Source organism: Streptomyces solincola (assembly GCF_002982015.1).
In the GTDB taxonomy this organism is placed as follows: Bacteria; Actinomycetota; Actinomycetes; order Streptomycetales; family Streptomycetaceae; genus Streptomyces; species Streptomyces solincola.
The window spans coordinates 12565-27073 of record NZ_PVLV01000101.1 but is presented as its reverse complement, the minus strand read 5'-3'; the positions used below and the strand labels follow the sequence as shown (position 1 = coordinate 27073).

At 72.9% G+C, this 14509-nt stretch carries 10 protein-coding genes; all 10 read left to right on the top strand.

Annotated features, from left to right (window positions below; all coding sequences use genetic code 11):
* Positions 1-119: 119 nt before the first annotated feature.
* Positions 120-1511: a diaminopimelate decarboxylase gene (lysA, locus tag C6N75_RS08105; RefSeq protein ID WP_105868174.1), complete on the top strand. Its 1392-nt coding sequence runs from the start codon at positions 120-122 to the stop codon at positions 1509-1511.
* A 234-nt stretch (positions 1512-1745) separates the two neighbouring features.
* Complete coding sequence (locus tag C6N75_RS08100) at positions 1746-3080, top strand: homoserine dehydrogenase (RefSeq protein WP_181160398.1); 1335 nt, start codon at positions 1746-1748, stop codon at positions 3078-3080.
* Positions 3081-3086: 6 nt separating this feature from the next.
* Positions 3087-4145, top strand: coding sequence for a threonine synthase (gene thrC, locus C6N75_RS08095; RefSeq protein ID WP_105868173.1), 1059 nt, complete (start codon positions 3087-3089; stop codon positions 4143-4145).
* Positions 4146-5075: 930 nt separating this feature from the next.
* On the top strand, positions 5076-5993 hold the full coding sequence (gene thrB, locus C6N75_RS08090; protein WP_105868172.1) for a homoserine kinase: 918 nt from the start codon (positions 5076-5078) through the stop codon (positions 5991-5993).
* Positions 5994-6372: 379 nt separating this feature from the next.
* The gene (gene rho / locus C6N75_RS08085; RefSeq protein ID WP_105868171.1) at positions 6373-8478 is read left to right on the top strand and encodes a transcription termination factor Rho; all 2106 of its coding nucleotides are present in this window, start codon (positions 6373-6375) and stop codon (positions 8476-8478) included.
* Between the two features lie 273 nt (positions 8479-8751).
* Entirely contained in the window at positions 8752-10566 is a 1815-nt protein-coding gene (locus tag C6N75_RS08080; protein WP_265737434.1) for a trypsin-like serine protease, read from the top strand.
* Positions 10567-10902: 336 nt separating this feature from the next.
* Positions 10903-11997 carry an LCP family protein gene (locus tag C6N75_RS08075; protein WP_105868170.1) on the top strand — a complete coding sequence of 365 codons (1095 nt, stop codon included), beginning with the start codon at positions 10903-10905 and terminating at the stop codon, positions 11995-11997.
* Between the two features lie 145 nt (positions 11998-12142).
* Entirely contained in the window at positions 12143-12364 is a 222-nt protein-coding gene (rpmE, locus tag C6N75_RS08070; protein ID WP_105868169.1) for a 50S ribosomal protein L31, read from the top strand.
* A gap of 126 nt (positions 12365-12490) precedes the next feature.
* The gene (gene prfA / locus C6N75_RS08065) at positions 12491-13558 is read left to right on the top strand and encodes a peptide chain release factor 1 (protein ID WP_105868168.1); all 1068 of its coding nucleotides are present in this window, start codon (positions 12491-12493) and stop codon (positions 13556-13558) included.
* A gap of 43 nt (positions 13559-13601) precedes the next feature.
* Complete coding sequence (prmC, locus tag C6N75_RS08060; protein ID WP_181160397.1) at positions 13602-14483, top strand: peptide chain release factor N(5)-glutamine methyltransferase; 882 nt, start codon at positions 13602-13604, stop codon at positions 14481-14483.
* Positions 14484-14509: the final 26 nt, after the last annotated feature.

The following is a 14509-nucleotide window of genomic DNA, read 5'->3' as shown; positions in this document are numbered from 1 at the left end:
AAGATGGTCAGGTGCGCTCACGCCGAGCAGGGCCAGGCCGCCGGGACGGTGCTGGCCCGGCGGCCTGGCCCTGCTCGGCGTGAGCGCACCTGACCATCTTTGACCGTAGTGAGAGTGACATGAGCCGTTCCGCACATCCCGCCGGACCCCGCCACGGGGACGTCCTGCCCGAGGGGCACTACTCGGCACCGCCCGCGGACCTGAACCAGCTCGACCCGAAGGTGTGGTCGCGGACGGTGCGCAGGAGCGCCGACGGGGTCGTGGAGGTGGGGGGCGTTCCGGTGACCCGGCTCGCGGAGGAGTTCGGGACACCCGGGTACTACCTCGACGAGGTGGACTTCCGGGAGCGCTGCCGCGCGTGGGTGGCGGCGTTCGGGACGGACGCGGACGTGTTCTACGCGGGCAAGGCGTTCCTGTCCCGGGCGGTGGTGCGCTGGCTGCACGAGGAGGGGCTCAACCTCGACGTCTGCTCCGAGGGGGAGCTGGCCACCGCGCTGGCCGCCGGCATGCCCGCCGAGCGGATCGCGCTGCACGGCAACAACAAGAGCGTGCGGGAGATCGAGCGGGCGGTGCGCGCGGGCGTCGGGCGGATCGTGCTGGACTCGTTCCAGGAGATCGCGCGGGTCGCTCACGTCGCGCAGGAGCTGGGCGTGCGGCAGCGGGTGCAGATCCGCGTGACGGTGGGCGTCGAGGCTCACACGCACGAGTTCATCGCCACCGCCCACGAGGACCAGAAGTTCGGGCTGGCGCTGGCCGGGGGGCAGGCCGCGGAGGCGGTGCGGCGGGCGCTGACCCTGGACGGGCTGGAGCTGATCGGCATCCACTCGCACATCGGCTCGCAGATCTTCGACATGGCGGGTTTCGAGGTGTCGGCCCGGCGGGTCGTGCAGCTGCTGGCGCAGATCCGCGACGAGCACGGGGTGGAGCTGCCGGAGATCGATCTGGGGGGCGGGCTGGGCATCGCCTACACCTCGGACGACGATCCGCGGGAACCCCAGGAGATCGCCAAGGCGTTGAAGGAGATCGTGGGGCGCGAGTGCGAGAGCGCCGGCCTGCGCTCGCCGCGGATCTCGGTGGAGCCGGGGCGGGCGATCGTCGGCCCGACGGCGTTCACGCTGTACGAGGTGGGCACGGTCAAGCCGCTGGAGGGGCTGCGGACGTACGTCAGCGTGGACGGCGGGATGTCGGACAACATCCGCACCGCGCTGTACGACGCCGAGTACAGCGTCGCGCTGGTGTCGCGCACCTCGGATGCCGGGCCCATGCTCAGCCGGGTGGTCGGCAAGCACTGCGAGAGCGGCGACATCGTCGTACGGGACGCTTTCCTGCCGGCCGACCTTGCGCCGGGCGACCTGCTGGCGGTGCCGGCCACCGGGGCCTACTGCCGGTCGATGGCCAGCAACTACAACCACGCGCTGCGGCCGCCGGTCGTGGCGGTGAAGGACGGGGAGGCGCGGGTGATCGTCCGGCGGGAGACGGAGGAGGACCTGCTGCGCCTCGACGTCGGATGACGATCCCGCCCGGCACCGGGGCGGGCGCGGGGCGTCCGCGCCGGTCCGGACGGGACGACCCGGGTGACGACCCGGGTGGCCGGATGGTCACCTGGTGAAAAATGCGTCTCATGATTCGGACACGGGGAGGAAATCCCCGTCCGGTGAGTGAGACTGGTTTCCGCTGTAATAGGCCGCGACGGGCCGGGGCAGGCCCCCGTGACAGGCCGCTGACGTAGTGAGAAGTGAGGTCGGATGATGCGTACGCGTCCGCTGAAGGTGGCGCTGCTGGGCTGTGGAGTGGTCGGCTCAGAGGTGGCGCGCATCATGACGACGCACGCCGACGACCTCGCCGCCCGCATCGGGGCCCCGGTCGAACTGGCCGGGGTCGCCGTCCGGCGCCCCGACCGGGTGCGCGCGGGCATCCCGCAGGAGCTGATCACCACCGACGCGACCGCCCTGGTCAAACGCGGCGACATCGACGTCGTGGTGGAGGTCATCGGGGGCGTGGAGCCCGCCCGCGGGCTGATCACCGCGGCGTTCGAGCACGGCGCCTCGGTGGTGTCCGCGAACAAGGCGCTGCTGGCGGAGGACGGGGCGGCGCTGCACGCGGCGGCGGAGGCGAACGGCCGGGACCTGTACTACGAGGCCGCGGTGGCGGGGGCGATCCCGCTGATCCGGCCGCTGCGGGAGTCGCTGGCCGGGGACAAGGTCAACCGGGTCCTCGGCATCGTCAACGGCACCACCAACTTCATCCTCGACAAGATGGACGGGTCCGGCGCCGGCTACAGCGAGGCGCTGGACGAGGCCACCGCCCTCGGGTACGCCGAGGCCGACCCGACCGCCGACGTGGAGGGCTTCGACGCCGCGGCCAAGGCGGCGATCCTGGCCGGCATCGCGTTCCACACCCGGGTGCGGCTGGACGACGTGTACCGGGAGGGGATGACCGAGGTCACCGCCGCGGACTTCGCGTCGGCCAAGCGGATGGGCTGCACCATCAAGCTCCTCGCCATCTGCGAGCGCGCCGCCGACGGCGAGTCGGTCACCGCCCGCGTCCACCCGGCGATGATCCCGCTCAGCCACCCGCTGGCCTCGGTGCGCGGCGCGTACAACGCGGTCTTCGTGGAGGCCGACGCGGCCGGGCAGCTCATGTTCTACGGGCCGGGGGCCGGCGGGGCGCCGACGGCGTCGGCCGTCCTCGGGGACCTGGTCGCGGTCTGCCGCAACCTGGTCAACGGGGCCACCGGGCCCGGCGACTCCGCGTACACCCGGCTGCCGGTCAGCCCCATGGGCGAGGTCGTCACCCGGTACCACATCAGTCTCGACGTGGCCGACAAGCCAGGCGTGCTCGCCCAGGTGGCGACGGTCTTCGCCGAGCAGGGGGTGTCCATCGACACGGTCCGCCAGCAGGGCCGGGACAGCGGCGGTGGCGACGGCGCCACCGCCGAGGGACGCGAGGGCGGCGAGGCCTCCCTCGTCGTCGTCACCCACCGCGCGCCCGACGCCGCCCTCGCGGGGACGGTCGAGGCGCTGCGCAAGCTCGACACCGTGCGCGGTGTCGCCAGCATCATGCGGGTTGAAGGAGAGTAACCAGCAATGACCCACCAGTGGCGCGGAATCATCGAGGAGTACCGGGACCGGCTGCCGGTCACGGACACGACGCCAGTCGTCACCCTCCGCGAGGGCGGCACGCCGCTCGTGCCCGCGCAGGTGCTCTCCGAGAGCACCGGCTGCGAGGTGCACCTGAAGGTCGAGGGCGCCAACCCGACCGGTTCCTTCAAGGACCGTGGCATGACCATGGCGATCACGCGGGCGAAGGAGGAGGGCGCGCAGGCCGTCATCTGCGCCTCGACGGGCAACACGTCGGCCTCCGCGGCGGCGTACGCGGTGCGCGCCGGGATGGTGTCGGCGGTGCTCGTGCCGCAGGGCAAGATCGCGCTCGGCAAGATGGGCCAGGCCCTCGTGCACGGCGCCAAGATCCTCCAGGTGGACGGGAACTTCGACGACTGCCTGACGCTGGCCCGCGCGCTCTCCGACAACTACCCGGTGGCGCTGGTCAATTCGGTCAACCCGGTCCGTATCGAGGGCCAGAAGACCGCGGCGTTCGAGATCGTCGACATGCTCGGCGACGCCCCGGACATCCACGTGCTGCCGGTGGGCAACGCGGGCAACATCACCGCGTACTGGAAGGGGTACAAGGAGTACGCCGCCGACGGTGTCTCCTCCCGCACCCCGCGCATGTGGGGCTTCCAGGCGTCCGGTTCGGCGCCGCTGGTGCGCGGCGAGGTGGTCAAGGACCCCTCGACGATCGCCACCGCGATCCGCATCGGCAACCCGGCGTCCTGGAACTACGCGCTGGCCGCCCGGGACGAGTCCGGCGGCTTCATCGACGAGGTGACCGACCGTGAGATCCTGCGCGCCTACCGGCTGTTGGCGTCCCAGGAGGGCGTCTTCGTCGAGCCCGCGTCGGCCGCGTCGGTCGCCGGTCTGCTGAAGGCCGCGGAGCAGGGCAAGGTCGACCCGGGGCAGAGGATCGTCTGCACGGTCACCGGCAACGGGCTGAAGGACCCGGACTGGGCCGTCGCCGGTGCGCCGCAGCCGGTCACCGTCCCGATCGACGCGACCGCGGCGGCGGAGAAGCTCGGACTGGCCTGACGGCAGCGGCTCCCGGGCCCCTCACCAGGGCCCGGAAAGCACAAGCCCTGAAAGCCCAAGCCCCGAAAGCCCGAGCCTGCGAGCCCGAGCCCGGAAAGCCCGAGCCTGGCAGCCCGAGCCCGGGAGCCCAAGCCCGGAAGCCCGCGAGACCGCTCTCGCCGGGCCGCCTGGCCGGGCGCACCGGGACGCTCCGGCCCGGTGCGCCGGCAGGGGTCCGCAGGGGGCTCTCCGTCAGGTCGGCGTCACGTCGACGGCGGGTGCGGCCCAAGCGGGGGCGTCCGCCAGGGACCGCGTCGCAGGGCTGCGTCCGCCGGGCTCCACCAGGCCGGCCCCATCGGGGCAGCCTCGGCGGGGCCGCGGACAGTTCGCCCCCAGGGGGCGGCCTCGCCGCCTGGAAGCGCCCGTCGACGGGTCGCCCTGCGGGGCGGCAGCCCCACCGCGCAGCCTCTGGACGCCCGCCGACGCGGCCGCCCCGCCGGAAGGCCGGGCCCCATCCCCGTACCGCCGAAATCGCGCCATTGGCCGCCCGCCGAAGGACGGGGCGGCCGCGTGCGGAGGGCTGCCGACCGCACCGGTCGCGCGGCCGGAAACCGGCCGTGCGGGGTCGGCCGGCGCCGGCGGCGGGCGCCCGGCCGGTAGCGTCCGCGAGCGGTCGGGCGGCCGGTCCCGGGACGGCCCTCCACCAGGTGTCGGGGGCCGGACGGGGCGGTCCGCAGCCGGCCCCGGGCCGGGAGGCACGGGCCGGACGCGACACGCATCGTGCGCCTCCCGTGCGCCCTATGTCGCCGCTGAACCTTCCTTCGATAGTCTGTACCGAACCCGTCCGCCGCATATGCCGCGGCGCGGTCGCCGTCCCGCCGACGCGGCCGCCGCAGGGTCCCGGTAGAACCCCTTCCCCACGCCGCCACACCCAAGGAGAGTCACCGACCGATGGCCGGTCCCGCGTTCCGCGCCGCCGCCGTCCGGGTGCGCGTTCCCGCCACCAGCGCCAACCTCGGCCCGGGCTTCGACGCCTTCGGGCTGTCGCTGGGGCTCTACGACGACGTGGTCGTCCGGGTCGCCGACACCGGACTGCACGTCGACATCGCCGGTGAGGGCGCCGAGACGCTCCCGCGCGACGAGAGCCATCTGCTCGTACGCTCCCTGCGCACCGCCTTCGACCTGCTCGGCGGGCAGCCGCGCGGCCTGGAGGTCGTCTGCGCCAACCGCATCCCGCACGGCCGTGGCCTCGGGTCGTCCTCCGCCGCCATCTGCGCCGGCATCGTCGCCGCCCGCGCGGTGACCATAGGGGGCGACGCCAAGCTCGACGACGCGGCGCTGCTGGAGCTCGCCACCGAGATCGAGGGGCACCCCGACAACGTCGCCGCCTGCCTGCTCGGCGGCTTCACCCTGGCCTGGACGGACGGCGGCTCGGCCCGCGCGGTCCGGATGGACCCGGCCGCCACCGTCGCCCCGCTGGTGTTCGTCCCCGGCAAGCCGGTGCTCACCGAGACCGCCCGCGGCCTGCTGCCGCGCACCGTCCCGCACGTGGACGCCGCGGTCAACGCCGGCCGGGCCGCGCTGCTGGTCGAGGCCCTGACCCGCCGCCCCGAGCTGCTGCTCGCCGCCACCGAGGACCGGCTGCACCAGGAGTACCGGGGCCCCGCCATGCCGCGGAGCCTGGAGCTGGTGCACCGGCTGCGCACCGAGGGCGTGCCCGCGGTCATCTCCGGCGCCGGCCCCACCGTGCTGGCGCTGGCCGACGAGGGCACCGCCGACAAGGTCGCGGCGCTGGCCGGCGACGACTGGGCCGCCACCCGGCTCGCGCTGGACGCCGGCGGGGCGTGCGTGCTGCCGCTGGCCCCGTAGGGGCGCGATTGCCGGTGTGGGAGAGGGGGAATGTTTGTTGGAGCCGGTAGTGTTAACCTCAAGTCTGCACCCGCTGCCGTCATGGCGCGGTGCTGAGTGTCCCCTTCCGGGACCACCGTTCTTCCGGGAGCCTCCTCCACTGCCTGAGCAGCCTGCCTGAGCAGTTTCGAGCACGCTCCGGAACCGGCGCGCGACACCCCTCGCTTGTCTCAGCAGAGGGCCGAGCAGGGGGCCTCGGGCCGGACAGCACGTCATCTCCCCTCCGCCGTACCCGGCGGGACCACCGCCCCGACACGGTCCGCCATCGAGGACCGCCGTCGGACAGCACAACCGGTCGCCGAGCCAGAAGGCCGACGTCCGCTCCAGGGAAGGACCCTTCGTGAGCGACACCACCGATCTGATGGGCGTGACTGCCGACTCCGCCGTCGACAACCCCGCGCCCGCCGAAGGTGCTGCCACCGGCACCACCGCACGGCGCCGCCGCTCCGGCACCGGCCTGGAGGGCATGGTCCTGGCCGAGCTGCAGCAGGTCGCCTCCGGCCTCGGCATCAGGGGCACCGCGCGGATGCGCAAGGGCCAGTTGATCGAGGTCATCAAGGAGGCGCAGGCCTCCGGCGGCTCCGCCGCCCCGAAGGCCGCCGACCCGGCGGCCGGCGAGACCAAGCCGAAGCGGCGCGCCACCTCCCGTACGCGCACCGGCGACGACGCCGAGGGCAAGGCCGACAAGCCCGCCAGGACGGCGAAGGCCGCGAAGGCCCCCCAGGACGCCGCTCCGGCCGGCAAGGCCGCCGAGCAGGCCGTCGCCCAGCAGCAGATCGACATCCCCGGCCAGCCCTCCGGGCAGGCCGCGGCCAAGGCCGCCCCGGCCGAGCAGGCCGCCGACGAGCAGCCCGCCGGCGAGCGCCGCCGCCGCCGCGCCACCGCGCCGGCCGGCAGCCCCGACGGGGACACCCGCGCCGACACCCGTACCGAGGTGCGCGCGGACGCCCGGACCGAGACCCAGCCCGAGGCCGGGGCCGGCGGCAAGGACCAGCAGCAGGACGGCGGCGCCGAGGGCTCCCGCCGGGACCGCCAGCGCGAGCGCCAGCGCGACCGCCAGGACCGGCAGGACCGCCAGCGCGACCGCCAGGACCGGCAGGGCCGCGGCAAGGGCGACGACCAGCAGGGCGGCGGCGGCCAGCGTCAGCAGCGCCAGGGCGGCCAGCAGGGCGGCCAGTCCGGCCCGCAGGACGACTTCGACGACGACGGCGGGCGCCGCGGGCGCCGCGGACGCTACCGCGACCGCCGCGGGCGCCGCGGGCGTGACGACTTCGGCACCGAGCCGCAGGTCTCCGAGGACGACGTGCTGATCCCGGTCGCCGGCATCCTCGACATCCTCGACAACTACGCGTTCATCCGGACCTCCGGCTACCTGCCCGGGCCCAACGACGTGTACGTCTCGCTCGCCCAGGTCCGCAAGAACGGCCTGCGCAAGGGCGACCACGTCACCGGCGCGGTGCGCCAGCCCAAGGAGGGCGAGCGCCGCGAGAAGTTCAACGCGCTGGTGCGCCTGGACTCCGCCAACGGCATGGCCGCCGAATCCGGGCGCGGACGGCCGGAGTTCAACAAGCTCACCCCGCTCTACCCTCAGGACCGGCTCCGCCTGGAGACCGACCCGGGCGTGCTGACCACGCGGATCATCGACCTGGTGTCGCCGATCGGCAAGGGCCAGCGCGGTCTGATCGTGGCCCCGCCGAAGACCGGCAAGACCATGATCATGCAGGCGGTCGCCAACGCGATCACCCGCAACAACCCCGAGTGCCACCTGATGGTCGTCCTGGTCGACGAGCGGCCCGAAGAGGTCACCGACATGCAGCGGTCGGTCAAGGGCGAGGTCATCTCCTCGACCTTCGACCGGCCCGCCGAGGACCACACCACCGTCGCCGAGCTGGCCATCGAGCGCGCCAAGCGCCTGGTGGAGCTGGGCCACGACGTGGTCGTCCTGCTGGACTCCATCACCCGCCTGGGCCGCGCCTACAACCTCGCGGCGCCCGCCTCCGGCCGCATCCTGTCCGGTGGTGTGGACTCCACCGCGCTGTACCCGCCGAAGCGCTTCTTCGGCGCGGCGCGCAACATCGAGGACGGCGGCTCGCTGACCATCCTGGCCACCGCGCTGGTCGACACCGGCTCGCGGATGGACGAGGTGATCTTCGAGGAGTTCAAGGGCACCGGCAACATGGAGCTCAAGCTCGACCGGAAGCTCGCCGACAAGCGCATCTTCCCGGCCGTCGACGTCGACGCCTCCGGCACGCGCAAGGAGGAGATCCTCCTCGGCAGCGACGAGCTGGCCATCGTCTGGAAGCTGCGCCGGGTGCTGCACGCGCTCGACCAGCAGCAGGCCGTCGAACTGCTGCTGGACAAGATGAAGCAGCACAAGTCGAACGGCGAGTTCCTGATGCAGATCCAGAAGACGACCCCGTCGGCCGGCAACGGCAACAACGACTGACACACCGCGTCCACCGGCGTCACCGGACCGCCCCGTCACCCCCGAGGTGACGGGGCGGTCCCGTTTTCCGCGGACACCCGCAACCCGCTGGTAGGGCGTCAGCGCGCCCGCGTATGATCAGCCGATCGGGTGGGGGGATTTCCACTGCGCAGCTGCGGCCGGGCCGGGGGGCCCACGAGCCGCGCTGCCCGCAACGCTTGCCGTGCCCCGCCGTCCGAGAGACGTTCTCCGGCGGGGCGCCGTGCCCTGCCGGGCCTACCGAAGGACACCTGAGTGCAGATACGCACCCGCGGGGGCCGGCACAAGCGTCGTATGCGCCTCGCGCTGCCGGCCGTCGCCGCCGTCGCCGCACTGACCGGGGCCGGCATCGTCGTCACCGGCTCCGGCTCCGCCGAGGCCAGCCAGACGCCGCAGCTCAGCGCCGGCCCGTCGACGCCCGCGCCGATCTCCCAGCAGGAGCTGAGCGCCCGGCTGGCCAAGATGCTGAAGGCCGGTGCGAAGAACCAGCGCTCCCTCGTGCGGCAGCCGGACGCCGCCGCCCGCGAGGACGCGCCCGCCGCCGGGAGCGGCCAGGGCAAGCCCGGCGCCCGCATCATCGGCGGCTCCACCACCACCATCTCCGCGGCACCGTGGATGGCGCAGCTCTACTTCGAGGACGGTGCGGGCGACAGCTACTTCTGCGGCGGCGCGGTCATCGCCCCGACGAAGATCGCCACCGCGGCGCACTGCGTCAAGGGTGTCAAGTGGTACGACAAGGGCGTGGTCGTGGTCGGTACCGACCGGACGCTCGCGACGCCGCCCAGCCCCGGCCAGACCACCGGCCTGAACGGCGGAATGGCGATCGGCGCCCACCGCCAGTGGAACCACCCGCTGTATGACGCCTACTCGCTCGACAACGACGTGGCCGTGCTCACGCTGGACACCCCGGTGCCGAGCAACGTCAAGATCCTGCCGCTGGCGCAGCCGACCGACTCCGCGCTCTACCAGGCGGGGCGCGACGGCAAGGTCTACGGCTGGGGCCGCACCAGCTCCACCGTCCTCGACAGCGGCTCGCCGAAGCTGAAGGTCGCCGACGCCGACATCGTCTCCGACGCCTCGTGCGCGGCGGCGTACCCGGACGGCTTCATCAAGGGCCACATGCTCTGTGCCGGAGCCGCGCCCACCGGGTCCGACGCCACCTCGGAGACCACCTGCAACGGCGACTCCGGCGGCCCGCTGGTCGTCGGCGGCAAGCTCGCCGGCATCGTCTCCTGGGGTGACGAGGACTGCTCGGCCAAGGGCAAGTTCGGCGTCTACGCCAAGGCCACCACGTACTCCGCGCCGATCCAGTCCCGCGTCGACGACACCAACTGGAACGACGACCACACGGCTGACCTGCTGGCCCGTCGTACCTCGGACACGTCGCTGTTCAGTTGGCACTCCAAGGTCACCGGTCTGACCCGCGTCGCCAACCACGGTGACTTCGGCGGCGTCACCCTGCTCCTCCAGACCGACCTGAACCGCGACGGCATCCAGGACGTGCTGTACCGGACCGCCGGCGGCGACGTGTACTGGGAGCGCTTCGTCCGGGCCGCCGGCGAGTGGCAGCAGAAACTGGTCGCCAAGGGCTGGGGCAAGCACAAGCAGATCCTCACCCCCGGTGACGTCACCGGTGACGAGCTGCCGGACATGATCGCGGTCGACTCCGCCGGCACCATGCGGATCTACCCCGGCAAGGGCGACGGCGGCTTCGCCGCCCCGGTGAGCGTCGGCTCAGGCTGGGGCGCCTTCACCATGGTGCGCGGCCACGGCGACTTCACCGCCGACGGCAAGGCCGACATCTTCGCCCGCAAGAGCGACGGCAAGACCTACCTGTACAAGGGCACCGGCGTCGCCGCCAAGCCGTGGTCGGCGTCCGTGCTGGTCGGCGCCTTCGCCAGCATGAACGCCCTGACCACCACCGGTGACGTCAACAGCGACGGCCACGCCGACGTGTTCGCCCGGGACACCGCCGGCAAGCTCTGGCTCTACCCCGGCAAGGGCAACGGCGGTTTCCACGCCCGCGTCGCCTTCGGCAGCGGCTGGCAGGCGTACAACCTGTTCGGCTGAGAACGCAGCACAGACCTCCCACTGCCCACCGCCCTGTGCGGTGGGCAGTGGCCTGCCCCGAGGCGGCCGCAGGCCCCGCCGGAGGCGGTCGGGGTGCGACTTACGCCACCTCGACCGGTCGCCGGCCGAGGCGTCCCGGGTGTCTCTCGGCGGGAGGAAACCGCAGCTCATGCCGCATATCGCGCCCACCGGGCCCCGCCCGGTGGGCGCACCGCGTTCTTCGGAACCTCTTAGGAGCCCGTGCAACCCTGAGTGCCGCCTCCCCGTCTGACAAGCCGGACAGCGTCCGCTTGTCCCGGCCGGGGGGTAGCGGGATCAGCAAGGACTGGGGAGAGCATGGCCGAGCAGGGCAAGAGCAGCCGCATACGCGCCACCGGGCGCCGCCGCCGGCCGCCGGGCAAGGGGCGCCGCGCGGCGCGCATAGCCGCCTGGTCCGCTGCCGGCGTCGTCCTGGTGGGCGGCTGCGGCGTCGGCTACGCGTACTACACGCTCAACGGCAACATCGACAGCGTCGACATCAACGCCGCGCTGGGCGGCGACAGCCGCCCGCAGGACGTGGACGACGGCTCCATGGACATCCTGGTCCTCGGCTCCGACTCGCGGGCCGGCGCCAACGGCGACTACGGCAGGGACGAGGGCGCCGCCCGTTCCGACACCGCGATGATCGTCCACCTGTACGAAGGCCACAAGAAGGCCAGCGTGGTCTCCGTGCCCCGGGACACCATCGTCCAGCGGCCCGACTGCAAGGCCGCCGACGGCTCCACCGTCTCCGGGCAGCGGCACGCCATGTTCAACACCGCCTTCGAGGCCGGCGGCCCCGCCTGCGCGGTCAAGACCGTCGAGGGCATGTCCGGCATCCGCATGGACCACTTCATGCAGGTCGACTTCACCGGCTTCAAGAAGCTCATCGACGACCTCGGCGGGGTGGAGGTCACCACCACCCGGCCCATCGAGGACAAGAGCAGCCACCTCGACCTGGCGGCCGGCACCCACACCCTGAACGGCGAGCAGTCCCTCGGCCTGGTCCGCACCCGCAAGGGCGTCGGCGACGGCAGCGACCTCGGCCGCATCCAGCTCCAGCAGGCCTTCATGAAGGCGTTCATCGAGCAGGCCACCTCGGTCGGCGTGTTCGGCAACCCCAAGAAGCTGTGGGATCTCGCCGACACCGCCACCAAGACCATCACCCCGGACTCCGAGCTGGACGGCGTCAAGGAGCTGTCCGACTTCGCCGGCTCGCTGAAGGACCTCGGCCCCGACGACGTGCACATGGTCACCCTGCCCGTGCAGTACGACCCGGCCGACCCCGACCGCGTCATCCCGCTGGAGAAGCAGACCGCGCAGGTCTGGCAGGCGCTGCGCGCGGACCGGCCGATCCCGGCCTCCGCCACGAAGGACGCCGCCACCGGCCACGCCGCCGACGTCGTGCGGTGAGGCGAAGCAGGCCGGAATAGATCGGCCCGCACCCCGGTTTTGGGAGATACGGCCGGTCCTGGCAGACTGGTACGTCGGCCCCGGTTCACGCACGCGCAAGCCCGCGCGATTGCGACCCGGCGCCCTCCACGACCTAGGAGACACCTTGAAGCGCGACATCCACCCCGAGTACGTCGAGACCCAGGTGAGCTGCACCTGCGGCGCGTCGTTCACCACCCGCAGCACGATCGGCAACGGCAACATCCGTGCCGAGGTCTGCTCCGAGTGCCACCCGTTCTACACGGGCAAGCAGAAGATCCTCGACACCGGTGGCCGCGTGGCCCGCTTCGAGGCCCGCTTCGGCAAGAAGGCCGGCTCCGCGAAGTAGCCCGTCGACGCGCCGGTTCCCGGCCGCTCCGCGCAGGGGCGGCCGGGACCGGCGTTCGTCGTCTCGCAGCAGGCGCCCCCGTTGCTGTGGCAGCACTCCCCCCGTACCTGAATCCAGGAGCCTTCGATGTTCGAGGCGGTCGAGGAACTCGTCGGCGAGCACGCCGACCTCGAAACGACGCTCGCCGACCCCGCGGTCCACTCCGACCAGGCCCGCGCCCGCACCCTCAACAAGCGCTACGCCGAGCTGACGCCGATCGTCGCCGCGTACCGCTCCTGGAAGCAGACCGGCGAGGACATCGCCACCGCGCGTGAACTCGCCGCCGAGGACCCGGACTTCGCCGCCGAGGTCAAGGAGCTGGAGAAGCAGCGCGAGGAGCTGACCGACCGGCTGCGGCTGCTGCTCGTCCCGCGCGACCCCAGCGACGACAAGGACGTCATCCTGGAGATCAAGGCCGGCGCCGGCGGCGACGAGTCCGCCCTGTTCGCCGGCGACCTGCTCCGGATGTACCTGCGCTACGCCGAGCGCGTCGGCTGGAAGACCGAGATCATCGACTCCACCGACTCCGAGCTCGGCGGCTACAAGGACGTCCAGGTGGCCGTCAAGGCCCGCGGCCAGCAGGAGCCCGGCCAGGGCGTCTGGGCCCGGCTGAAGTACGAGGGCGGGGTGCACCGTGTGCAGCGGGTGCCCGCCACCGAGTCCCAGGGCCGCATCCACACCTCCGCCGCCGGCGTGCTCGTCACGCCCGAGGCCGAGGAGATCGACGTCGAGGTCAACCCCAACGACCTGCGGATCGACGTCTACCGCTCCTCGGGCCCCGGCGGCCAGTCGGTCAACACCACCGATTCCGCGGTGCGCATCACCCACCTGCCGACCGGTGTCGTCGCCTCCTGCCAGAACGAGAAGAGCCAGCTCCAGAACAAGGAGCAGGCCCTGCGCATCCTGCGCTCCCGGCTGCTGGCCGCCGCCCAGGAGGAGGCCGAGCGCAACGCCGCCGACGCCCGGCGCAGCCAGGTCCGCACCGTGGACCGCTCCGAGAAGATCCGCACCTACAACTTCCCGGAGAACCGCATCTCCGACCACCGCGTCGGCTTCAAGGCGTACAACCTCGACCAGGTCCTCGACGGCGAACTCGACGCCGTCATCCAGGCCTGCGTCGACGCGGACTCCGCCGCGAAGCTCGCCGCCGCGTAACACCCGCACCGACAGCGTCGAGAAGTCCATCCGGAGGACCCGCGTGCAGCCACACACCGGGGGGCGCACCCCAGGCCCCCGCAGCCTGCTGCTTGCCGAGGTGGCCCAGGCCACCCAGCGGCTGGCGGACGCCGGCGTGCCCTCGCCGCGCTTCGACGCCGAGGAACTGGCCGCGTTCGTGCACGGCGTCAAGCGCGGCGAGCTGCACCTGGTCCAGGACGGCGACTTCGACGCCCGCTACTGGGAGGCCGTCGCCCGCCGGGAGGCCCGCGAGCCGCTCCAGCACATCACCGGCCGCGCCTTCTTCCGCTACCTGGAGCTCCAGGTCGGCCCCGGTGTCTTCGTGCCCCGCCCGGAGACCGAGTCGGTCGTCGGCTGGGCCATAGACGCGGTGCGCGCCATGGACGTGGTCGAGCCGCTGATCGTCGACCTGTGCTCCGGCTCCGGCGCCATCGCGCTCGCCATGGCCCAGGAGGTGCCGCGCTCCCGGGTGCACGCCGTGGAGCTGTCCGAGGACGCCCTGGTCTGGACCCGCAAGAACGCCCAGGGCTCCCGGGTCAGCGTCCACCAGGGCGACGCGCTCAGCGCGCTGCCCGAACTCGACGGCCAGGTCGATTTGGTGATCTCCAACCCGCCGTACATCCCGCTCACCGAGTGGGAGTACGTCGCGCCCGAGGCCCGCGACCACGACCCGCAGATGGCGCTGTTCTCCGGCGAGGACGGCCTGGACGCCATCCGCGGCATCGAGCGCACCGCCCACCGGCTGCTGCGGCCCGGCGGACTGGTCGTCATCGAGCACGCCGACACCCAGGGCGGCCAGGTGCCGTGGATCTTCCACGAGGCGGCCGGCTGGTCCGACGCCGCCGACCACCCCGACCTGAACAACCGCCCCCGCTTCGCCACGGCCCGCAAGGCGACGCCGTGACGTACCGAGTGACCACAGAAAGTAGG